Raw genomic sequence first — 20,108 nt, forward strand, 5'->3', positions numbered from 1 at the left:
GCCATACTAAATTCTCTCAATATCTACTTGATTTATTATTCCATTGGACAGGTATTTCTTAGTAAGCAGACCGTTCCATTTCGCTGCGGCGGCTGCTTTCCGGCGGGGAGGTAGCCTGAGCCGCTTCGGCTGGCGCCTCCAGGGTCTCAACTTTGCCTCTGATCCACGCAGGAGTCGGCCGCGACCCTTTATACACGGAATAGGAAAGGAAGGTAGCCCTTTCTTACGTTGCTTGGAGTCAATCAAATTGTATAAAAAGAAAACCCGAGCCGAATCTCATAACGAGAATCGGCTCGGGTTCTTTTGTGCTTGGTATGAATCAGAAGCTTTCTGTTTTCAATTCCACGTCGATGTTGCCGCGTGTTGCTTTGGAGTAAGGGCAAGCTTGGTGGGCTTTTTCGATCAGGTCTTTTGCTTCGCTTTCGTCTACGCCATTGATGGCAGCTGTGAGGACTACTGCGAGTTTGAAGCCTCCGTCGGTGTCTTTGCCGATGGATACTTCAGCTGTTACGCGTGAGTCGATTTTCTTGCGTTCTTGACGTGCAACCATGTTAAGGGCGCTGTCGAAGCATGCTGCGTAGCCTGCTGAGAATAGTTGTTCAGGGTTGGTGGAATCCATGTCTCCAGATCCGCCGAGGGATTTAGGCATGGCCAAATCAAAATCGATCAATCCGTCGCTGCTTACCACTTTACCTGTACGTCCGCCGTCTGCTGTTGATTTTGCTGTGTATAATGCTTCCATGTTCATTCACTCCTTAAATTTTTTATTTAATTAGGTTGTGTACAATTGATTACTACAAAACCTATATTACATCTGTATGTTTTAGTTGTCAACGATTTAATTGCGCGCAATTAAATTTGATGATTTTGTTCTTATTCTGTATGATATCGATAATGAGTTTAAATAAGAAAGGACATGAAATGCATGAAGGAATTATTGCTTCTTGAGAATCAGATTTGTTTTAAGATTTACTCTGCCGAGCGGGAGATTACGAAATTATATAGAGAACTTTTGGATGAGATCGGCCTCACATATCCTCAGTATCTGGCCATGCTGGTTCTTTGGGAGAAGGGGAAGGTGACCGTCAAAGAGCTCGGGACACATCTTTTCCTTGATTCCGGTACGCTGACTCCGATGCTGAAAAGGATGGAGGCGAACGGGTTGGTGGAACGCCGGCGTTCTGTTGAAGATGAACGTAGTGTATGTATTACCCTCACACAGGAAGGGGAAAACATGAGGGAAAAAGCTGAATGTGTGCCGACCCGCCTTCTTGAGAACCTGGATATGAACCCTGAGGAATTGATGCAGCTTGATGGCACGCTATCAACGATCTTGAAGAAGCTGCGGCATCAGGAATAAGGTTATTCGGCTGTTTCCTTCATCCCCCTGTAAGTCAGGAAAGACGTCTTCATGGATGCGAAGCTGCCGATGGCTGCATATCCATAAAAGAAGCCCATGAAGATCCCGGTGGCAAGATGACCTTTGTGGCTGACGAATATTGAGAGGAGAAGTCCGATGATGGTGGCAATAGTCGGTACCCAGAATGGGCGTGGTTTGATGGTGACCTTGATCAACTGGGTCAGGACGATGATGATGGGAATGGCCGTGACGGCATCCCAGAAATTCGTATGGATCGTCGGAAAGTCCATGCTGTCTCCACCTCTTCAACTGAATTAGTAGTAGTATAACCGGGTTCCCATGGCTTATTCTTTTGTAAACGTGGAGCACAACGTAAAAAGCCAGGCATTGACCATGCCTGGCTTTTTGAAATGGTGTTTATATCGGTTACTTGAATGCTTCATTCCAGCGTGCTGCTTTAAGAAGGGATGCTTCATCATTCAGGATTTCGCCCGGTTTGACACCGGCACCTATGATATAGTCGACAAATTCCATGTTTACGAATTCGCAAATGTAATTGAATTGCTGTACAAGGGGGAGCCCCTTCACTTTGGCGCTGGTACCGCCTGTGATGATGACGTAGGCTTTCTTTTTCTTCAGTTCTTCCTTCAGGTTGAAACGGTCATCGCGAAGATACTGGCTCCAGCGATCGAAGAAGTCCTTCATCGGTCCGCTCATTCCGTACCAATACAGAGGGGTGGCGAATAATAGGACATCATGCTCTTCCATGAGGGTGACGAGTTTTTCGTAATCATCATCCACCGGTGAGAATCCTTCAGGCGTGTGCCTGAGGTCGGTGATGGCTTCAATGGTAAGGTCTGCCAGGGTGACGATGGTGTGATCGGTCCCTTCCACTGCTTTACGGGCAAGGGTTTCTGAATTCCCATTTTTTCTCGTACTACCTAGCAACGTCAAAATCTTCAATCGAAGTCACTCCTTTTGTGAAATAGGCGATAGTATATTTAGTATGTCAACACACTTTGGTAGGTGTCACTTTCTTTTCTTACTTCCGGTGCTTGAAGCCTTCTTCCCGGAGATAATGGGCAGCGTCTTCATATCCGCCGAAACTGTCTTCGAGATTTTCCCCTGAATAAATATTCCAGCGATCATCTTCTTCAGTGAGCAAGAGGGTGTGTCCCTCTGCGTCGATCCAGGTCTGTTCTTCAGGCGGAAGGATTTCTTCTTCCGTACTTAGGAAGGAGATTGAATCTGCGATGATTGTGCGTAATTGCTCTTCATCAAAGTCCCTTACATTCACAAGTCCTTTGGCATTTGGCGAATAACCCGGAAGATTGCCTGTATAGACGAAGCCGTTCCCATTCGGGTGAAGGTGATAAACGACGGTCGTTTTTTCGTACAGGCTGTCTTCGAAGTGATAGTTCACCCGGCCGAGGGATACGTCCTTGCGGGTCAGCTCCTCGAACCCTTCTATGATCGTGCATTTTTGTTCAAACGTCAGCATGTTTCATCCTCATTTCTGTTTTCGATTGTCCCATTATAGCATAGAGCCTATGTATCTTGGTTCGTTCCATGTATAATGGACCAAGAGGTGACAGTATGAATGAGTTTAAAGAGTTAGGCATTAATCAACAGTATATCCAGGCATTGGAAGGGCAGTCCATCACGGAGCCGACCCCGATCCAGAAAGAGACGATCCCCTTGCTCATGGCAGGAAAGGACGTCATCGGGCAAGCCCAGACGGGGACAGGGAAGACCTTGGCCTTCCTGCTTCCGATGCTTCATTCCATAGATAGTAACAAGGACACGATCCAATCACTGATCGTGACTCCGACGCGCGAATTGGCGATCCAAGTCACAGCAGAGTTGAAGCAGCTTCTTGCTGCAACCGAGGAAGACATCAATGTCCTCGCCGTATATGGTGGTCAGGATGTTGAAAAGCAGATCCACAGGCTGAAAAATAAAGCCATCCATGTGGTGATCGGGACTCCTGGGCGGATCCTTGATCACGTTCGGAGGGGAACGATCGAATTCATCGATGTCTCGTTCCTTGTACTCGATGAAGCAGATCAGATGCTTCATATCGGATTCTTTGATGAAGTGGAATCCATCATCAGGGAGACGCCATTCACAAGACAGACGGCTTTATTCTCGGCAACCATGTCCAAGGATATCCGCAAGATCGGGAAGCGCTACATGAAGTCCCCAAGCAATGTGGAGATCAGGACAAAGGAGCGGATCGTCGAAGAGATCCGTCAGGAAGTCGTCGAGACAACAGACAGGAAAAAGCTCGATGCCCTCTCCAAGGTGATCAAAGAAGAGCAACCATTCCTTGGCATCATCTTCTGCAGGACGAAAAGAAGGGTATCAAAGCTTTACGGAGAGCTCAAGGCACGTGGCTTCCTCGTGGACGAACTCCACGGAGACCTTTCCCAGGCTAAACGTGAAGGCGTGATGAAACGGTTCAGGGAAGTGAAGCTCCAGTACCTGATCGCAACCGACGTAGCCGCCCGAGGTCTCGATATCGATGGCGTCACCCATGTGTTCAATTACGATATTCCTCAGGATGTGGAAAGCTACATCCACCGGATCGGTCGTACGGGAAGGGCGGGGAAAGACGGCCTTGCCATCACATTCGTGGCGCTTAAGGACAAGCAGGATCTCCAGACGATTGAAAAAGGACTGGGATTGAATCTTCCGCGCAGGATCGTGGAAGTAGCGTTATCCCAGCCGACTCCAAAGGTGTCGGGCGGAGAGTCCACCAAAGATCGCAGGGAAAAGAACATCCGCGAAAGCCGGGATCGCAATCGGGGGAACCGCTCGAAGGAAAGACCGAGAGCCGGTAAATCCCAAGGTTCTGGTTCTTCACGCCGAGGCGGGGAGCGGAAGAGAAGCACAGATCAAAGAAGAAGTCGATAATGTGAACGGAGGCGATCATGCCTCCGTTTTTTTTGCAAGGAGAATCGGATGTAACCGACCGCCATTAGAAAAAGGGGGTCACAGGATTCCCTTTTATAAAACGAAATGATTGAAAATTCACATAAATTACCTTATAACTGAATCAAGGACAAAATAAGGGGTGGAGTTCATGCATGTACCATTGGTTTTAACAGATTTTTTGGACAGGGCCGTTGAATTGTACGGTGATAAGGTCGCGGTCATTGACGGGGAGAGGAAGTTTACTTATAGTGATATGAACCGTCGGGTCAACCGTCTGGCCCGGGGATTGAAGAACGCCGGTGTGGAGAAGGGGGATAAGGTTGCTTACCTTGCTCCGAACTCGGTGGAGATGCTTGAAGGATTTTACGGCGTATTCAGTGTCGGTGGCATTATGACCCCGCTCAATACCCGTCTAAAACCGGAAGAATACCGGTTCATCCTCACTCACAGTGAAAGCAAGGTACTTCTTGTTGATCACGAGCTCCTTCATCTCGTCGAGCCGATCCTTGATCGGGTGCCCGCACTGGAGAAAGTAGTGGTCCATGGAGACTATAGCGGGAAGCATGCCAATTATGAAGAATGGATTGCTTCTTTCGGAGGGGACCCTTTCAAACGGGAGCCGCTTGAGGAGACGGATATTGCCTCCCTTCTGTACACGAGCGGTACCACGGGCGATCCGAAGGGCGTCCTGTTGACGCACCGTACCAACTACCTGCACACCATGTCTGCTATGCACCATTTACGTGTATCCGACAGGGATACGCTTCTGCATGTCCTCCCCATGTTCCATGTGAACGGCTGGGGCTCGCCTTTCTACTATACGGCAAATGGTGCCACACAGGTAATGCTGAGGAAGGTGGACCCGAAAAACATCTTCCGGCTTCTTAACGAGCACAAGGTAACGGTCATGCATATGGCACCGACGGTCCTTACGATGATATTCGATGAGTTCGAAGCATCGAATCCCACCCTGAATCAAAATGTAAGGGTTATCATCGCTGGTTCTGCCCCTCCTCCTGCTTTTGTGAGGAAAGTGGAGGAGGACCTTGGATGGGAGTTCGTCCAAGTATACGGAATGACCGAAATCGCTCCCCTCATCACCACCTCAGTGATTCGCTCAGCCGGAAAGGAAATCGAACGGGAGGATCGATACCGGTTGAAGGCGAAAGCCGGTTATGCCATGATTGGATCCCGCGTGAAGGTTGTGGATGAACGCGGAAGGGAGGTTCCTCATGACGGGGTGACGACAGGAGAGATTGTCACCCGGACCAACACGGTGATGGAAGGGTACTTTAAGAATCCGGATGCAACCTCTGCTGCGATCCGGGATGGGTGGCTCCACACGGGAGATATGGCGACGGTGGATGCCGACGGCTACATTGATATCGTTGACCGTAAGAAGGATGTCATCATCAGTGGAGGGGAAAACATCTCTTCTATTGAGGTGGAGGGGATGCTTTATGAGCATCCGGGTGTGTTGGAAGCTGCGGTCGTCGCCGTACCCCATGAGCGGTGGGGGGAAGTCCCCCATGCAGTGGTCGTGGTGAGGGGAGGGGTGGACGTCACGGAAGAAGAATTGATCGATTTCTGCCGGGACAGGATGGCGCACTTCAAGGCACCTAAAGGGATCACCTTCACGGATGAGCTGCCAAAGACTGCATCGGGTAAGATCCAGAAGGTCGTCATCCGGAATGCATTTTGGAAAGACCGGGACCGGTTGGTGCAATAACGAACGCTTTGTCAGACACCCTGCTCAACTCCTTTATATGGAAAGTCCATTGAGGTATGCTGGGCTGAAAGGATCCATTGGTTTAATTAGACGTTTTGGATTCATACTAAAAGGGAAAAGGTTCAGACAGAGAATCTTTATTGAAGGGGTGTCACTATGAGTTTACATTTCCCGGTGATGGGGGATGCCATCCATTGCCCGAATGAATATGATCCACTAAAAAAAGTGGTGGTCGTTTCACCAGAGTACATGCACATAGAAGAAATCATCAATGAAACCCAAAAGCATTTCCTGAAAGAGAATATCGATACGGAGAAAGCGGTCAGGCAGCACCGTGAGTTCGTCAGGGTCCTTGAAAGCAACGGTTCCGAGGTCATCCATCTCGATCCTTCCAAAGAACTGAACGAGCAGGTGTTCACTAGGGATATCGGAATCTCTATCCATAACCGGTTCTTCGTTTCCGCCATGAACACGGAGATTCGTCAGAATGAAGTCATCACGTTGAAAAAATGGCTTGACGAGGAGGATATTCCGTATCACGAACTGCGGCATTCCATTGAGGGTGGGGATGTCCTTGTTGACGGGGAGCATGTCTGGGTAGGCATCAGCGGACGCACGAATGACCTCGCGGCTCAGCATTTGAGGAAACAGCTGCCGGATCTCAAGGTCCATACGCTGCCTCTGAATGAAGGCATCCTCCACCTCGACTGTGTGTTCACGATCATATCAAGTGAATGGGCCCTCGTTTATCCGCCGGCATTCACTGAATCCGATTATGAAGAAATCAGGAAGCATTACAACGTCATCACGGTTTCTGAAGAAGAGCAGTTCAGGATGGGACCCAATGTCCTTTCCATCGGGGACGGCAAGATCATCAGCCTTCCACAGAATAAAGAGTTGAACCGACGTATTGCAGCTGAAGGGTTTACCGTAAAGGAAGTGGATCTGTCTGAAATCATCAAATCTGGTGGATCTTTCAGATGCTGTACGCTTCCGTTAATCAGACAATGATGATGAGACCGATTGAAAAGACCGCATCCGTGGTAAAGGATGCGGTCTTTTCAATACGGATTAAATCAATGGTCCTTATTTGTTTTATTCTGCTGATCTTTATTATGTTTATTTCCCTTGCTGTTATCGCCACTTGTGATTTCTTTGGCGAATTCAGTTGTTCCACGCTTTGGTGAATTTTGATTCTGGCTCCCATTATTCGGTGATCTGGTCATATCAAACCCTCCTTTATCTATTCAGATTCTTAAGTAGGATTTCCCCACAAAGAAAACCTATTCAGGTCCTGAGGACAAAAAAACCGACCAGATCCGCATGGGCCTGGTCGGCTGTTGAGCTTTTATAAGCTGCTGAGGAATTCGGTTACCTGCTCTGGTGATTTGGCATTCGCACTGTGAAGATGGGCAATCTTTTCGCCATCCTTGTATACCAGCAGGCTTGGAATGCCCATGACGTCGTATTTTTCGGCAAGAGCAGGAAGCTCGTCCTTATTCACATCGTACCATTTGAACTGATTGTATTCAGCCATGATGTCGTCAATGAACATATCCATCCGGCGGCAGTCAGGGCACCAGTCTGCATGGAATTTCACGATGACTGGGTCACCAGAGTTGATGAATTCATAAAAGGTTTCTTCGTTTTTAATGGATTGCATGATGTATTACCCCCTTATGCCCATTTATTATACCGGATAATGAGAGATTGTAAATCGCTTCTACTCGACGGTACCGGCTTCAAGAATTTTGACCTTGGCTTTCACCTTGATGTCGGCTTTGGGGTAGATGTCTTTTTTCCATTCTTTGATATCGAACCCGCGGACTCCATGCTTTTGGTATTGGCCGATTCCTAATGGGTCGATTCCTTTTTCTTGGAAGGATTTTACCATAGCAAGGCATTTCTCTTCTATATCCTTTTTCATTTGAGCTTCCACCGCAGCCATTTGTTTTGAGCCGAGGAGCTCTCCAGTATATTCTTTAATAATTCCATCAATGGTAACTTCTATTCTCACATTGACTGGGGAGGACTGTCTATCAATCGTGATTTTTTGTTTAGAGTATAAGCTGGTTACAGAAGCTTCCACATTTTTTTTGGGTTTCTTCGGATTTTTCCCCATTTTTACGACATGACTGCCCTCTGCAATCCGGTCTACCATGATTTTAAAGAAAAACATTTCTTCATCAGGGATTTTTCCGACTACCTGGTCGTAGCTTAATAACGCAATTCCTGTAATCTTCACATTTCCATCGTCTGTTTTTTTGACTATGGGCAGATAAGATGATTGCCCTTTCTGATAATAGTCATAAAGGAACATATGAAGATTGGTCTCGGGCAGCTCTCGTTTATTGATATTATGCTGAATGAGGTTGGAAAGATAAATCCCGTTTCCTCGATTTCCATAATTCCCTTGAATTACTTCTCCAGCTTCGCCTTCTGTAATAATGAGGAAGACTCTGGCCCCAACACTGGCATCACGTTGGAGTGAATCTGCGATATCTATAATTCCTTTTTCACTTAGTTTCTCCCCTATTAATACCACATCAAGTGCTCCCCGGACCAATGGCTGTTGAGCTCTTCTTTCAATTTTTTCTATAACTTCCTGAGTAGACGAGGCTTCTTCAGAGAGGAAACCGTTCTTTATCGTTTTGTCTGGCATATAAATGGGGAAGACTGCCGTACCTCTGATTTTGTTTTCAGAGACGTAATCATATGCTTTGCCAGTTTCTAAATACAGATCGTCCAAGATCTCTTTCTCTACACAGCCCGACAATACTAGGCAGATTGTACATAAGACCAATGGAATTACGTATTTCATTGTTTCTTCACCTTCTTCACAACCATTACCAGAACAAAGAGTAGTGGAATGTACAGGAAATTAAAATAAAATCCAGTCTGACCAGAAATTGTATTTAACATATTGATTTGATCCCTTTTATCAACGAAGGTCAACACACCTAAACATAAAATGCTAATGATGATGAGTGTGTTACGGTGTTTAATAGGGGTTATCCGTTTGATTACCCTACTGGAGCACCAAAGCGTGATGCAAACATTGGGTAGGATAATTAAGCACCAGTTGGCAATTCCTATATACTCAAATCGTTCAACGAAGGGCATTTCCACTATTTTCCACATTGATAGTGTAGCCCAAATAGTTTTATCAAGTTGAGCGGGTGCAAAAAATCCAAACGATATAATCGCTATTACCGTGTATATTGTCGTAGTGAAAAATAAACCCCACTGTGAAAATTTCAAGGACTTTTCAGGGTTCTTAATAAAAGGGTAAAGCATGAGTATAGCTTCATATCCCAAGTAAGTAAGGGACATATCTCTCGTTGACAATAGAATATCCATCACACTGTGATCAAAAACAGGTAGAATATTTCTGAAGTCAGCGTACTTAAACGTAAATACAAATGTCAGGACGAGATAACTAGGAAGAATCGTACCCAGATAGGCTGTGCCAGTTATCGTTCTTACTCCACCATTTACGATATAGTAAGTGAGCAGTAAAAAAAACAAAGAAAAGATAAAGGTACCTAAGCGGGGGTACATCCAAACCTGTACTACTTCAATGTAAGAACGGATGATGGTTATAACAAGCATACCGAAGTATAAGGAATATAAAAGAGAGAAGAAGTGACCGATCCATTTACCAAAAACAAAAGAGTGGATTGATACAAGGTCACCATGCACGGTTCCCAACATTTTGTACATCATATACATGAGAATATGAGTGAATGCACCTGCAAGGATAACCGACATCCACCCGTCGTAACCAGCATGTTGAGATATGATCCGTTGAAACCCTAGCACTCCTGTCCCTACCTGGGTAGAGTGTACAAGGAAAAAGGCAAGGCCAGGGGATACTTTGCGGTTTTCAGGTATCGGTTGCATTAATGTTCACCTCCGGGTATCACTCATCAATATCCTTTTTCTTCTTCTTTTTATCTGATTCTTGGAATCGTAAAGGTTTCTGTGTTCGTAGAAATTGAGGACGCATCGTTTGTAAGTTAAAAGGTAACCGAATAAGCGAATCCCTAAGATCCTTTAATCTTGGTGGATAGATAGGTGCAAGAATGGGACGTCCAAGGGAAGTGAGTTGAAGCAGGTGGCCCATTAAGAGACAGAAACAAAAAACGATGCCAAGGAGCCCCCACAATTGTGCAAATAATAAAAATGGGAATCGCAGGATCCGGATCGTATTGCTCATCCGGTAAACAGGCGTCGTGAAGGATGCCAGGGCAGCAAGGGCGACGAGGATCAGGAGGACGTTACTCGTGATACCCGCTTCCACCGATGCAGTCCCGATGACGATACCGCCTACGATACCGATTGTCTGACCAACCTTCGTTGGAAGGCGTGCGCCTGCCTCTCGAAGCAGCTCGATCGTCAATTCAAGGAAGAGTGCTTCCAGGATCGGTGGCAAAGGTACTTCCTGACGCGATGTGACCAGGGTTGCCGTCAAGTCCTTCGGGATCAGCTCATAATGATAGGTCAGGGCAGCCACGTAAACCGGTGTGATCAAGACAGAGAACGCCACGGCAAAAACACGGACAAGCCTGAAAAATGATGCAATGGAGAAATTGAGGAAGTAGTCCTCATATGCCGAAAAGAATTCCACTAGGGTGGTCGGTCCGATCAGCACGTGGGGAGACCCGTCGACCATTATCCCGATCTTCCCTTCTGCGAGGACCGATGCCACCCGGTCGGGACGCTCCGAATCCAGCAGTTGGGGGAAGGGGGAGTAATTATTGTCGGCGATGATCTGCTCAATAAAGGAGCTGTCCATGATCTGATCGAAATCGATAGCCTGAAGACGATTCTTTACAATCTCGACGTTGGCTTTATCGGCAAGTCCGTCCAGATAGACCAGTGCAACCCGGGTATGGGTCATGGATCCGATGTTCATTTCATCCACCACCAGTTCCTTGATCGGAAGCTTCCTCCTGACAAGATTGATGTTATCGCTCAGGTTCTCAACGAATGCTTCCTTCGGGCCGACGACGCTGAATTCCACTTCAGGTTGTGACACTTCACGTCCCAACTCATTTTTCGTGGCAATGAAGGCGAAGGATTGTCCGCTGTTCATCTTCAGGAGGGTATAGCCGTTAAACAGCTTCTGCTCGATGTCTTCTTCCTTCTTTGAAACCTGGATGTCGAGGATGGGTACAAGGGTAACCAGATCGTCGATGGAGTGGAATTCTTTCGATAATAGTGAAGGCAGGACATCCTCCTGAAGGATTTTCGGATCGATCAGGGTGGTGATGAAGAAAAGACTGAACTCAGCACCTGTGAACGGGTTCTTATAGTGGGATTCCTTGAAGTCCGCAGATTTCCCTGCGGTCTTGACCACTGTTTCAAAGCTTTGTTTCTTCTCATTTTCATTGGTGTTTTTCTTTTTCTTAGATTTGAAAAATGGAAACATGCTGATCCCTCATATCGATGTTTGTCTAGGGAGTAGTGTTTCCGAATATAGAAGAATTATGAATGAATAAGGGGAATCGAGCGTGGAACAAAAAAACGACCAAAAGGAGGTTTCCTTTTGGTCGAGCCGGTTTATTGTTTATCGAGGAAGATCTTTTCGATATCATCCAACATCTTGTTTGCTGCAAGTACACCGCCTGCTGTATTCCAGATGGCATCATTCACTTCATACACCTGATCTTCTTTTGAGACCTTCAGGTTTTTGAAGAGGGGATCGTTCAGCCAATCTTCAGCCAGTTTGTTGGCTTCACCGTCTCCGGTTTCGTAAGTGAAGTAGAAGAGGACGTCCCCATCCATGGCAGGGATCCGTTCCTTCGTCACGCCTTGCTCGGCGAGGTCATCGACTTCCTGTGATTCAGGACGTGCGAACCCAAGCTGGTCTAGGATCACACCTGAGAAGGAGTCCTTATGATAGATGCGGACATCCCCAGAGATGAAGCGCACCATGGATACTTCTTTCTTCAGCTGGTCGCCAAGCTTTCCCTTCATGTCTTCCACACGCTTGTCATAGTCGGCTATGACCTTCTCGCCCTCGTCTTCTTTGTTCACAGCTTTAGAGTATAGCTCGAAGTTTTCTTTCCAGTTGCCGCGCAGGGTCTCGGCCATGACGGTCGGAGCGATCTCCTTCAATTGGTTATATTGCTCTTCCTGTCTCATCTTGTTCCCGATGATGAGATCAGGCTTGAGTTTGACGATGGCTTCAAGATTCAGTTCGCTTTCGGTACCGACGACTTCCACATCCTTCATATCATCTGCGATGTGATCGTACCAAGGATCACCAGTCCACGATTGGACGGCTCCGACCGGCTTCACACCAAGAGCGAGGAGGGCTTCCGTTCCTTCATTCGTCAAGATTACGACCCGCTTCGGAGTTCCTTTGACGGTTGCAGTCCCCATGGCGTGCTCGACTTTATAGCTGTCTTCCTTGCTGCCTGAAGAGTCTTCCTTCTCTTCATTGTTGCCGCAGGCAGCGAGCAAGAGTATGGAAGAAATGAATAATAGCGTCAGTAAACTTTTCCATTTCATATGTACATATCCTCCTGAGTGATAATCGTTATCAATTACAAATTTTATAATAATTGAGAAGGGTTTCATTGTCAATCCTTAATTGATAATGATTTTCAAAGTCATTGACGCAACCTTCAAACTTCTTTAAAATAGATAGAGATAAAAAGAGAACGGGCGGGCGTGAAGACCGGTAGCGGATCTGCGTCCGGGTCCTGGTTAATGGAAAGGGAAACAGATGATGAAACCGAAGAATCAGCTGCTTGTATTCATAGGGACGGTCGTCTTGCTGGTGGCTTTCATTGCACTGAGCATCGTGTATGGATACACGGATACGTCCTGGAAGGCAGCGTTCGATACATTTATGGAACCAGATGGGTCGACTGAACACCTGGTGATCCAAAATATCCGGCTTCCCCGTGCGCTCATTGCTGCGGCAGTCGGGGCTTCCCTGGCCATTTCAGGGGTGCTTATGCAAACCTTGACGAAGAATCCCCTTGCTTCACCCGGAATCTTTGGGATCAATGCGGGAGGAGGATTCATGGTCGTCATGGCCGTGACCCTGTTTGGCGTCACGAGCCTTCAATCTTTTGCATGGCTTTCATTCCTGGGTGCCGCCATCGCTGCTGCCGGGGTCTTCATCATCGGCGGCGCATCCGGCTCCAACGGACTGACGCCCATGAAGCTGACGCTTGCGGGCGCGGCCATCACCGCGATGTTTTCATCCTTCACCCAGGGACTTCTTGTTCTGAACGAGTCGGCACTTGAACAGGTGTTGTTCTGGCTCGCAGGTTCGGTACAGGGAAGGAGCCTCGAAATCCTTGCCGGGGTGTTTCCATATATTCTTGCAGGTTGGATCCTTGCCCTCATGATAGCCGGTAAGGTGAATATACTTGCCATGGGGGAAGACGTCGCCAAAGGACTGGGCGTCAAGACGAATATCCTGAAGGTGATCTCCCTCGTTGCAGTGGTCCTTTTGGCAGGAGGATCCGTGGCGGTGGCAGGGCCGATCGGCTTCATCGGGATTGTGATCCCCCACATCGCCCGGAAGATGATCGGAGTGGATCACCGCTGGCTCATCCCGTATTCCGGCCTGCTTGGTGCCATTCTTCTATTGGCAGCAGATATCGGGGCCCGCTATATCATCATGCCGCAGGAAGTGCCTGTCGGCGTGATGACGGCTGTCATCGGGGCACCATTCTTCGTGTATGTGGCCAGGAGGGGGTACTGAGCAATGAGTCGTTTTACAGGGAAAAGATGGTTGAAAGAACGGGTATCCGTTCTTATGGATACATCGGCTTTAAAGAAAATCGTTCTGCTGATGGTACTCACAATGCTTGCCGTGATCATCAGCACCGGCATCGGTGATATGCAGATCGCGCCGTGGAAGGTGGTATCCGTCTTCTTCGGGGGCGGTTCGAGCATCGATCAGCTGGTGGTCACATCCTTCAGGCTTCCAAGGATCCTCATCGCGCTTCTGGCAGGGATGGCCCTTGCCGTTGCAGGTGGGATCCTTCAGGGCATGATCCGCAACCCCCTTGCTTCCCCGGATATCATCGGGGTGACAGGTGGTGCAGGGGCAGCCGTCGTCGCTTTTCTGACGATTTTCAGCAACAAGGATAATACATTGATGGTCAGCATCAAATGGCTCCCGGTGGCAGCTTTCATCGGTGCGGCGGTCATCGCATTCCTCGTCTATTTCCTGGCGTGGAAGAAAGGTGTTTCCCCCGTAAGGCTCGTCCTCATCGGAATCGGGATCTCAGCCCTTACACAGGCATGCACGACTCTCCTGATGATCATGGGGCCGATCTACCGGGCAAGTCAGGCAAACATATGGATCACCGGCACGGTGAATGGATCAGACTGGCAGGACGTATGGATCCTGCTTCCGTGGAGCATCATCTTCATCTTCCTGAGCTTCATGATCACCCGTCAGCTGAACATTCAGGAGCTTGGTGAGGAAGTGGCGACAAGTGCAGGTGCCAACGTCCAGCGACAAAGATTCATCTTGCTCCTCATGTCCACGGCATTGGTCGGGGGAGCGGTCGCTTTCGCAGGTGGGATCGGGTTCGTCGGATTGATGGCCCCCCATATGGCGCGGCGACTTGTGGGCTCGTCATTCGGGGCACTGCTTCCCGTGGCGGCACTGATCGGCGGACTGCTTGTGATGCTCGCAGACCTGATCGGAAGGACACTGTTCCTTCCCCTGGAAGTACCGGCTGGCGTGTTCACCGCCGCGATCGGAGCCCCTTACTTCATCTATCTATTATTCAAAACCAGACATTCTTAAAGGAGTTGGCCAGAATGAGCAAGTGTCTTCAAACGAAGGATCTGACATTGGCATATGGAGAAAGAACGATCATCGATCAGATGGACCTCGACATCCCCAAGGGTGAAATCACGGTTTTCATCGGAGGGAATGGCTGTGGGAAATCGACGCTGCTGCGATCTATCGCCCGCTTATTAAAACCGAAGGAGGGGTCCGTCCTTCTTGATGGTGAATCCATTTCCCGTTTGTCGACGAAGGAAGTTGCCCGGAAAATGGCCATTCTCCCGCAAACTCCGGTATCACCTGAAGGATTGACAGTCCTTCAACTTGTGAAGCAGGGAAGGTATCCCCACCAGTCATGGCTCAAGCAATGGTCCCGAAAGGATGAAGAAATCGTTGAAGATGCGCTTCGTGCAACGGGAATGGAGGAATTCCGCGATCGCAAAGTGGATGAACTATCCGGTGGTCAGCGTCAGCGTGCATGGATTGCCCTGACCCTTGCACAAGATACGGATATCATCCTCCTGGATGAGCCGACGACCTATCTCGACATGACCCACCAGATCGAAATCCTCGATCTCCTGTTTGAGTTGAATGAAAGGGAGGGCCGCACGATCGTCATGGTCCTTCATGACATCAACCTTGCATGTCGATATGCTCACAATATCGTGGCCATTCGTGACCGGGAAGTCTATGCACAAGGTAAGCCGGAGGATGTCATCAGCTGTGAATTGGTGAAGAATGTATTCGGCATGGACTGTCAGGTTTCAAGTGATCCATTATTCGGTACTCCGCTCTGCATTCCGTTCGGGAAAGGGCGCTGCATCCTCAAACCTGTCGGTGTCACGGGATGACGGTAGCCGGTCTGAGCAGGGACCAATGGCGCATACTGGAGAAATATCGTTTCACGGTGCACGATGGTGAAGACGGTACCGATGTGGCATCTTTACTCGATCCTGCCGAATTGGACGTGTACATCTCAAACAGGCTCCATTTAATCGGGACGAAAGACCGTACGGCAGCCGCATCGATCTTTATGAAACGATACGCTTTCACCGCTGCCATGGCGCTCATGGCAATGACCTACTGGAATCGTAAGGTGGACGTGAACCTAGAGAATATGATCCTTGTCGATCATATGAAGAGTGGACTATGGCTTCCCCATGTGCATGTGAAAAACGCGGGGATGGAAGCTTTCCATTCTAAGGAAGAGAAAAGGGCATATATCCAAAACCTCTTCCATAAAACCATCGTTCCGATCATCCAAGCTGTGAGCTCAACATTCAACGTGTCAGAGATGATTCTTTGGGAAAATGTTGCCGTCTATATCTACTGGGTTTATGAAACGGACGATTTTTTCATCGGGGAAGGGAATGAATCTGACAGGGAAGAAGATTTCCGTATGATCCTGTCTGAAGAAAACGCCCACTGGTTCGGCACCTGCAGGAAAAATCCCCTTAACCGCTTTTTCAGAGAGAAATCCCCGGTTGACGGGGAAATGATCAGAGTCAGAAAAACCTGCTGTTTTTCATATCGTCTCGACGGAGCTACCGGTAAATGTATAACCTGTCCCCTTCATGACAGAACCAGAAAGGAGAGTTGAACCATGAGTGAATTCGACGATCAGTTTGATGCCTTGATTGAAAAATACACGGAGCTGCTCCTTGGTGAGAGCACATCTGAAAAGAAAGAGATGGTCACCCGCTATGCGCTGTATTCCTTCATTGCCAAAAATATGCCTGCCCTCGTCAAGCATTGGAACTCCCTATATCCAGAAGGAAAAGCGGATATGAAAGAGATGGTGGAGCAGATCAAGGAGTGGAACAGGATCCACCGCGAGCAAACGAAAGGCCAGGATGATTCATAAGAGCCATTCCCAAACGGATCGCAGAATGCGGACCGTTTCGGGTGGCTCTTTTTGTATCATGTTTTAGGGAGGGAGAGAAGGGAAAATAATCTATGTATTCAACAAAAGGTGGTGCAACTTTATGAAAGGATATTATCTCGGAGCGGCATTTTTGTTGGCAGGATTCCTTACGTTGTCGGCGTGCAGCCAGGACAGTAGTGCTACAGATGACGGGGATCAAAAGGTTGCCTCCCAGGAACAAACTGACCAGGCCAATGAAATGGAAGAAACTCAAGGGACGTCAGTATCCGATGAAGATGAAATGAATGATAGTAATGAAGACAAAGAAGAGCAGGCGGCAGGGGAGCAGGAAGGTGAGAATCAACTAAATGTTGAAGAGGAAAAGTATGAAACAGCTGAAAAAGCAGCAGGGTCCATCAAAGACTATTCGACAGTGGAACAAACCAATACCGATTTGGGCCATGGACTCAAAGCGCTTCAAGAAGGAGCGGCAGGACATGAATATGTTTCATGGAACGAAGGAAACTGGCTGATCAGGGTCGATTTCCCTACTGACGGGCAATATGCCATTGACGGCTATGATGGGGGCCTTGATATGGCCAAAGAGGTTGTGGCCTACCTTGAAGACCACGCTCTTCCTGCCCCGCATGACAGAGGGGTCATCACCATCAACGGATTCAAGGAGCATCCCGGTACGGAAGTGATGTGGCAGGATGGGAAAGTAGTCTATACCATTGATTCAGATGACAAGAATCCCTTCAATGCCATTCAGCGTGCCGTCGATGAAACGTAAGAGTACAAACAAGCCCGTCCCGATGTGTGATGAAACACAGGGACGGGCTTTATTATGGAACGGGTATCAGCACTTGTACTGGACATCCGGTTCAGTCAGATTGTAATACGTGGTCCTGACCTCCGCCGTCCAGAAGGCAAAGACCTCTCTCCAAGATACGCTCTCGAAGAATTCATCCACGGTTTGGTTCTCTGAATCCCATTCGATCAACGTGTTGAGCGGTGGGATGCCTCCTAGCCATAGACCGTTTGTCAAATCTGTTCCTTTCTCCCTGACCAGAAGGATCGGGATGCCTCGCTGGAAGGCCATCGCGGGCTCGATCTGAGCAAAGCTAGAGCCCTGCCAAAACGGTTCAGGAGAAGGTGTCCCTCCTACATTGGTATCCACCACTTCTACAAGAAAGCGGCGGAAGTTCATAGCCAGCATGCCGTAGCTTGATGATACCAGTCTTCGAACGTTGGTTAAAATGGTTTCCGGATAATTTTCGGTAATAGGGCCGGTGCGTGGAAAGAGAAGGGCTTCTTCCATTTCTGCGATCAGCCGGTTAAGGAAGCGCTGCTGGCGGGGATTGAGGGTGTTGGTAGTACTTAAGAAAACAGGAAGGCGAAACGCCCTGTCCATACACTCCTTGTGAACCATGCACGTATCATCGTGATCCGAAGAAGCAGGAGGAACTTCCCCTCTTTGATGCCTTCGGTTTCTTGCCATGTAATCACCTCCGTTTCTAGTAATAGTATATGAAAATGATAGAGAAGGGTTCGGACTATTTCTGCAGAATTTAGAAGAGTAGACTTCTGATGATCGCTCTTTACCAATCGGCCAGTCCCCTCTATTAAAAAAACGCCCTGATAAAAGGGCGTGGATAGTGAGTGTGCAAAATAATCGACCAAATCCTAAATGAATAGGCCATTTCTTGAGGGAAACTCAAAAAAAGCAAGAAGGAGCGATGTAAGCTCTGTGATGTTAATAGGGGTGGTATATGTGTGAAAAGGTGGAATACCAGAAAGCAATTATTCCTCCAGATGCAGACAGTGCAACGGAGGTTACCCGATAAACATAGGAAAAAGTGGGCTGAATGAAAAGCCAGCTCGCTTGCCGAAGCGGCTCACCCAAGTCCATGTAAGTAAGGCGACCCGAGCGGAAGAGAAAGCCCGTCTTCCATCCATACCTAATGAAAAAGAGGATTACCAGATAACGACAATCAATCCAGATGCACACAGTGCAGTGAAGCGAAGGCCACCCGACTCCTATGGGAAAAGCGGGCAAGGTGAGACCCTGCAGGCCTGCCGAAGCGGCTCACCGCAGTCCCATGTAAGTCAGGCGATCCCAGCGGAAGAGAAAGCCTGTCTTCCATCCATACCTAATGAAAAAGAGGATTACCAGATAACGAAAACCAATCCAGATGCACACAGTGCAGTGAAGCGAAGGCCACCCGACTCCTATGGGAAAAGCGGGCAGGGTGAGACCCTGCAGGCTTGCCGAAGCGGCTCACCGCACGCCCCATGGAAAGCGGGTGGCCGAAGCGAAACGGAACGGACTCCTGACCTTTCCATATGAATCAAAAGATACTCTCCTTGCCCTTCCTGGAATAAAAACGCCCCCGTGCTTACACTTGATCCAGATAAACAAAAACATCCTCTTTATCCATGCTTGAAGAAGCCTTCAATACTCTCCATCCCTTCAGCCTGCTTCCACACTGGAAGGAAAGCGATTCTCCTTCAGATACACGGAAGGGGATTTTCTTACTCTTGCACCAGTCGATCTGCAACTGTATGACATGTTCACCTGGAGTGACAGATATCTCTTCTGTCCCCCCATTTTTGATTTCCCCCGTTTTTTCCCCATCCACATAGATGTCATAACTGCGCATTTTGTTCATGAATTGTGATTCTCTTGAAATTTCAATTTTACCCATTTATATCCTCTCCTATCATCTTTTTAATCATCATACCATGATGAGCAGCCAGGAGAAGAAAAAAAGCAGACAGGAATGTTCGCCTGTCTGCTTGTGGGATTATTGAATGGGCCCATTCCCCTTATAAGGGAACTGGGATGCGGTCTGCTGATGCTGAATGAGGGACTGCTGCAGTGTTTGGCTGTCCGCTGCTTCGAGTGAATACCAGCCTTTCCGGAACATCTCATTGTAGAGCTCCCGCTGGGCATTCTGGGTTTCCGTGAAGACGGAGAGGATATCCTGGTACAATCCGTCATGGCTCGCTTCGTTCAATGCGGTCCCGTAAGATGCAGTCATATGCTTTTCAAGTGACAAGATGTCGGTCATGAAGTCCCGATCATTCATCTGTGGTGTGTCGGGTACTTGGGTCTTGGGGTTTTGAATCTTGGACTGATCCATGTGAATTCCTCCTTATGATTGTTGCATCGTATGCTTCTGAAGATGACTCATCAATTGTTCGTAATGTCGCTGATGCATCTGACCGCACCGATCGAGCATGGAGCGGATGGATGGGTCTTGTGAATGGGCAGCGGCAAAATGACATTTTTTCATGGCATTGAGGTTCCATGCCAACATATCGTTTATATAAAGGGAATCCTTTGTTGTGATCACTTGCGGCGGTTGTTGATAGACGGTACCTTGGGAAATATTCATTGGTTGTTGTTCCAAAATGGGTTCCTCCTTTTCTTAATGGGCGAACA

The 20,108-nt window shown here is 48.1% G+C and carries 25 protein-coding genes; 11 read left to right on the forward strand and 14 right to left on the reverse strand.

What is annotated here, in order from left to right:
• Positions 1 to 319: 319 nt before the first annotated feature.
• Positions 320 to 742, reverse strand: a complete 423-nt coding sequence (locus ABJ225_RS18595; protein WP_056540956.1) for an organic hydroperoxide resistance protein — start codon at positions 740 to 742, stop codon at positions 320 to 322.
• A 183-nt stretch (positions 743 to 925) separates the two neighbouring features.
• On the opposite strand from ABJ225_RS18595, the gene ABJ225_RS18600 reads away from it, so the two are divergent.
• Entirely contained in the window at positions 926 to 1,360 is a 435-nt protein-coding gene (locus tag ABJ225_RS18600; RefSeq protein WP_347321307.1) for a MarR family winged helix-turn-helix transcriptional regulator, read from the forward strand.
• Positions 1,361 to 1,362: 2 nt separating this feature from the next.
• On the opposite strand, the gene ABJ225_RS18605 is transcribed toward ABJ225_RS18600, so the two are convergent.
• From ABJ225_RS18605 to ABJ225_RS18615, 3 genes are all read right to left on the reverse strand, one after another.
• Entirely contained in the window at positions 1,363 to 1,650 is a 288-nt protein-coding gene (locus tag ABJ225_RS18605) for a hypothetical protein (RefSeq protein WP_048013307.1), read from the reverse strand.
• A gap of 136 nt (positions 1,651 to 1,786) precedes the next feature.
• Positions 1,787 to 2,323: a flavodoxin family protein gene (locus ABJ225_RS18610; protein WP_048007086.1), complete on the reverse strand. Its 537-nt coding sequence runs from the start codon at positions 2,321 to 2,323 to the stop codon at positions 1,787 to 1,789.
• 79 nt (positions 2,324 to 2,402) lie between these two features.
• Positions 2,403 to 2,861 (reverse strand): hypothetical protein, encoded by a 459-nt coding sequence (locus ABJ225_RS18615; protein ID WP_347321308.1) that lies wholly within the window; start codon positions 2,859 to 2,861, stop codon positions 2,403 to 2,405.
• Positions 2,862 to 2,956: 95 nt separating this feature from the next.
• Here ABJ225_RS18615 and ABJ225_RS18620 point away from each other — a divergent pair, with 95 nt between their 5' ends.
• The 3 genes from ABJ225_RS18620 to ABJ225_RS18630 all read left to right on the forward strand — a co-directional run bounded on the left by ABJ225_RS18620 (position 2,957) and on the right by ABJ225_RS18630 (position 7,037).
• Positions 2,957 to 4,276 carry a DEAD/DEAH box helicase gene (locus tag ABJ225_RS18620; protein WP_347321309.1) on the forward strand — a complete coding sequence of 440 codons (1,320 nt, stop codon included), beginning with the start codon at positions 2,957 to 2,959 and terminating at the stop codon, positions 4,274 to 4,276.
• Positions 4,277 to 4,445: 169 nt separating this feature from the next.
• A complete protein-coding gene (locus ABJ225_RS18625; protein WP_347321310.1) occupies positions 4,446 to 6,026 on the forward strand; it encodes a long-chain-fatty-acid--CoA ligase in 1,581 nt (526 codons plus the stop codon).
• A 156-nt stretch (positions 6,027 to 6,182) separates the two neighbouring features.
• Complete coding sequence (locus ABJ225_RS18630; RefSeq protein ID WP_347321311.1) at positions 6,183 to 7,037, forward strand: dimethylarginine dimethylaminohydrolase family protein; 855 nt, start codon at positions 6,183 to 6,185, stop codon at positions 7,035 to 7,037.
• A gap of 65 nt (positions 7,038 to 7,102) precedes the next feature.
• Here ABJ225_RS18630 and ABJ225_RS18635 read toward each other — a convergent pair whose 3' ends face one another.
• The 6 genes from ABJ225_RS18635 to ABJ225_RS18660 all read right to left on the reverse strand — a co-directional run bounded on the left by ABJ225_RS18635 (position 7,103) and on the right by ABJ225_RS18660 (position 12,545).
• A complete protein-coding gene (locus ABJ225_RS18635) occupies positions 7,103 to 7,252 on the reverse strand; it encodes a hypothetical protein (protein WP_197084324.1) in 150 nt (49 codons plus the stop codon).
• A gap of 122 nt (positions 7,253 to 7,374) precedes the next feature.
• Positions 7,375 to 7,689 (reverse strand): thioredoxin family protein, encoded by a 315-nt coding sequence (locus ABJ225_RS18640; RefSeq protein ID WP_048013305.1) that lies wholly within the window; start codon positions 7,687 to 7,689, stop codon positions 7,375 to 7,377.
• A 60-nt stretch (positions 7,690 to 7,749) separates the two neighbouring features.
• Entirely contained in the window at positions 7,750 to 8,847 is a 1,098-nt protein-coding gene (locus ABJ225_RS18645) for a Ger(x)C family spore germination protein (RefSeq protein ID WP_048014599.1), read from the reverse strand.
• Positions 8,844 to 9,929, reverse strand: a complete 1,086-nt coding sequence (locus ABJ225_RS18650) for a GerAB/ArcD/ProY family transporter (RefSeq protein WP_347321312.1) — start codon at positions 9,927 to 9,929, stop codon at positions 8,844 to 8,846. The genes ABJ225_RS18645 and ABJ225_RS18650 overlap by 4 nt, the downstream gene beginning before the upstream one ends.
• A gap of 19 nt (positions 9,930 to 9,948) precedes the next feature.
• Positions 9,949 to 11,460 carry a spore germination protein gene (locus ABJ225_RS18655; RefSeq protein WP_048013302.1) on the reverse strand — a complete coding sequence of 504 codons (1,512 nt, stop codon included), beginning with the start codon at positions 11,458 to 11,460 and terminating at the stop codon, positions 9,949 to 9,951.
• 131 nt (positions 11,461 to 11,591) lie between these two features.
• Positions 11,592 to 12,545, reverse strand: a complete 954-nt coding sequence (locus ABJ225_RS18660) for an ABC transporter substrate-binding protein (protein ID WP_347321313.1) — start codon at positions 12,543 to 12,545, stop codon at positions 11,592 to 11,594.
• Positions 12,546 to 12,762: 217 nt separating this feature from the next.
• Here ABJ225_RS18660 and ABJ225_RS18665 point away from each other — a divergent pair, with 217 nt between their 5' ends.
• From ABJ225_RS18665 to ABJ225_RS18690, 6 genes are all read left to right on the forward strand, one after another.
• The gene (locus tag ABJ225_RS18665; RefSeq protein WP_347321314.1) at positions 12,763 to 13,755 is read left to right on the forward strand and encodes a FecCD family ABC transporter permease; all 993 of its coding nucleotides are present in this window, start codon (positions 12,763 to 12,765) and stop codon (positions 13,753 to 13,755) included.
• A gap of 3 nt (positions 13,756 to 13,758) precedes the next feature.
• The gene (locus ABJ225_RS18670; protein ID WP_048013299.1) at positions 13,759 to 14,814 is read left to right on the forward strand and encodes a FecCD family ABC transporter permease; all 1,056 of its coding nucleotides are present in this window, start codon (positions 13,759 to 13,761) and stop codon (positions 14,812 to 14,814) included.
• A gap of 14 nt (positions 14,815 to 14,828) precedes the next feature.
• Entirely contained in the window at positions 14,829 to 15,647 is an 819-nt protein-coding gene (locus ABJ225_RS18675) for an ABC transporter ATP-binding protein (protein ID WP_048013298.1), read from the forward strand.
• Positions 15,644 to 16,396: a siderophore-iron reductase FhuF gene (gene fhuF, locus ABJ225_RS18680; protein WP_347321315.1), complete on the forward strand. Its 753-nt coding sequence runs from the start codon at positions 15,644 to 15,646 to the stop codon at positions 16,394 to 16,396. Before ABJ225_RS18675 ends, fhuF begins: the two co-directional genes overlap by 4 nt.
• 3 nt (positions 16,397 to 16,399) lie before the next feature.
• On the forward strand, positions 16,400 to 16,660 hold the full coding sequence (locus ABJ225_RS18685) for a DUF2573 family protein (RefSeq protein WP_048007073.1): 261 nt from the start codon (positions 16,400 to 16,402) through the stop codon (positions 16,658 to 16,660).
• 121 nt (positions 16,661 to 16,781) lie between these two features.
• Positions 16,782 to 17,453 carry a hypothetical protein gene (locus tag ABJ225_RS18690; RefSeq protein ID WP_053073035.1) on the forward strand — a complete coding sequence of 224 codons (672 nt, stop codon included), beginning with the start codon at positions 16,782 to 16,784 and terminating at the stop codon, positions 17,451 to 17,453.
• Between the two features lie 66 nt (positions 17,454 to 17,519).
• Here ABJ225_RS18690 and ABJ225_RS18695 read toward each other — a convergent pair whose 3' ends face one another.
• Positions 17,520 to 18,092 carry a hypothetical protein gene (locus ABJ225_RS18695; RefSeq protein WP_347321379.1) on the reverse strand — a complete coding sequence of 191 codons (573 nt, stop codon included), beginning with the start codon at positions 18,090 to 18,092 and terminating at the stop codon, positions 17,520 to 17,522.
• A 453-nt stretch (positions 18,093 to 18,545) separates the two neighbouring features.
• Between ABJ225_RS18695 and ABJ225_RS18700 the strand changes: the two genes are divergently transcribed.
• Positions 18,546 to 19,010: a hypothetical protein gene (locus tag ABJ225_RS18700; protein WP_347321316.1), complete on the forward strand. Its 465-nt coding sequence runs from the start codon at positions 18,546 to 18,548 to the stop codon at positions 19,008 to 19,010.
• A gap of 49 nt (positions 19,011 to 19,059) precedes the next feature.
• Here the strand turns inward: ABJ225_RS18700 and ABJ225_RS18705 are convergent, their stop codons facing one another.
• The 3 genes from ABJ225_RS18705 to ABJ225_RS18715 form a co-directional block, all read right to left on the reverse strand.
• Positions 19,060 to 19,368 carry a hypothetical protein gene (locus ABJ225_RS18705; protein ID WP_048014608.1) on the reverse strand — a complete coding sequence of 103 codons (309 nt, stop codon included), beginning with the start codon at positions 19,366 to 19,368 and terminating at the stop codon, positions 19,060 to 19,062.
• 99 nt (positions 19,369 to 19,467) lie between these two features.
• Positions 19,468 to 19,806: a spore coat protein gene (locus tag ABJ225_RS18710; protein ID WP_079515642.1), complete on the reverse strand. Its 339-nt coding sequence runs from the start codon at positions 19,804 to 19,806 to the stop codon at positions 19,468 to 19,470.
• Positions 19,807 to 19,818: 12 nt separating this feature from the next.
• A complete protein-coding gene (locus ABJ225_RS18715) occupies positions 19,819 to 20,076 on the reverse strand; it encodes a ferritin family protein (RefSeq protein ID WP_048014610.1) in 258 nt (85 codons plus the stop codon).
• Positions 20,077 to 20,108 lie beyond the last annotated feature (32 nt).

It is taken from the genome of Rossellomorea sp. RS05, from assembly GCF_039822645.1.
In the GTDB taxonomy this organism is placed as follows: domain Bacteria; phylum Bacillota; class Bacilli; order Bacillales; family Bacillaceae_B; genus Rossellomorea; species Rossellomorea marisflavi_B.

Coding starts and splice junctions, on each gene's coding strand:
- ABJ225_RS18705 (WP_048014608.1), bottom strand. CDS start 19,368: ATGGGTAAAATTGAAATTTCAAGAGAATCACAATTCATGAACAAAATG.
- ABJ225_RS18605 (WP_048013307.1), bottom strand. CDS start 1,650: ATGGACTTTCCGACGATCCATACGAATTTCTGGGATGCCGTCACGGCC.
- fhuF (WP_347321315.1), top strand. CDS start 15,644: ATGACGGTAGCCGGTCTGAGCAGGGACCAATGGCGCATACTGGAGAAA.
- ABJ225_RS18635 (WP_197084324.1), bottom strand. CDS start 7,252: ATGACCAGATCACCGAATAATGGGAGCCAGAATCAAAATTCACCAAAG.
- ABJ225_RS18665 (WP_347321314.1), top strand. CDS start 12,763: ATGATGAAACCGAAGAATCAGCTGCTTGTATTCATAGGGACGGTCGTC.
- ABJ225_RS18600 (WP_347321307.1), top strand. CDS start 926: ATGAAGGAATTATTGCTTCTTGAGAATCAGATTTGTTTTAAGATTTAC.
- ABJ225_RS18670 (WP_048013299.1), top strand. CDS start 13,759: ATGAGTCGTTTTACAGGGAAAAGATGGTTGAAAGAACGGGTATCCGTT.
- ABJ225_RS18650 (WP_347321312.1), bottom strand. CDS start 9,929: ATGCAACCGATACCTGAAAACCGCAAAGTATCCCCTGGCCTTGCCTTT.
- ABJ225_RS18710 (WP_079515642.1), bottom strand. CDS start 19,806: ATGGATCAGTCCAAGATTCAAAACCCCAAGACCCAAGTACCCGACACA.
- ABJ225_RS18615 (WP_347321308.1), bottom strand. CDS start 2,861: ATGCTGACGTTTGAACAAAAATGCACGATCATAGAAGGGTTCGAGGAG.
- ABJ225_RS18655 (WP_048013302.1), bottom strand. CDS start 11,460: ATGTTTCCATTTTTCAAATCTAAGAAAAAGAAAAACACCAATGAAAAT.
- ABJ225_RS18675 (WP_048013298.1), top strand. CDS start 14,829: ATGAGCAAGTGTCTTCAAACGAAGGATCTGACATTGGCATATGGAGAA.
- ABJ225_RS18630 (WP_347321311.1), top strand. CDS start 6,183: ATGAGTTTACATTTCCCGGTGATGGGGGATGCCATCCATTGCCCGAAT.
- ABJ225_RS18625 (WP_347321310.1), top strand. CDS start 4,446: ATGCATGTACCATTGGTTTTAACAGATTTTTTGGACAGGGCCGTTGAA.
- ABJ225_RS18695 (WP_347321379.1), bottom strand. CDS start 18,092: ATGGTTCACAAGGAGTGTATGGACAGGGCGTTTCGCCTTCCTGTTTTC.
- ABJ225_RS18645 (WP_048014599.1), bottom strand. CDS start 8,847: ATGAAATACGTAATTCCATTGGTCTTATGTACAATCTGCCTAGTATTG.
- ABJ225_RS18595 (WP_056540956.1), bottom strand. CDS start 742: ATGGAAGCATTATACACAGCAAAATCAACAGCAGACGGCGGACGTACA.
- ABJ225_RS18690 (WP_053073035.1), top strand. CDS start 16,782: ATGAAAGGATATTATCTCGGAGCGGCATTTTTGTTGGCAGGATTCCTT.
- ABJ225_RS18620 (WP_347321309.1), top strand. CDS start 2,957: ATGAATGAGTTTAAAGAGTTAGGCATTAATCAACAGTATATCCAGGCA.
- ABJ225_RS18640 (WP_048013305.1), bottom strand. CDS start 7,689: ATGCAATCCATTAAAAACGAAGAAACCTTTTATGAATTCATCAACTCT.
- ABJ225_RS18660 (WP_347321313.1), bottom strand. CDS start 12,545: ATGAAATGGAAAAGTTTACTGACGCTATTATTCATTTCTTCCATACTC.
- ABJ225_RS18685 (WP_048007073.1), top strand. CDS start 16,400: ATGAGTGAATTCGACGATCAGTTTGATGCCTTGATTGAAAAATACACG.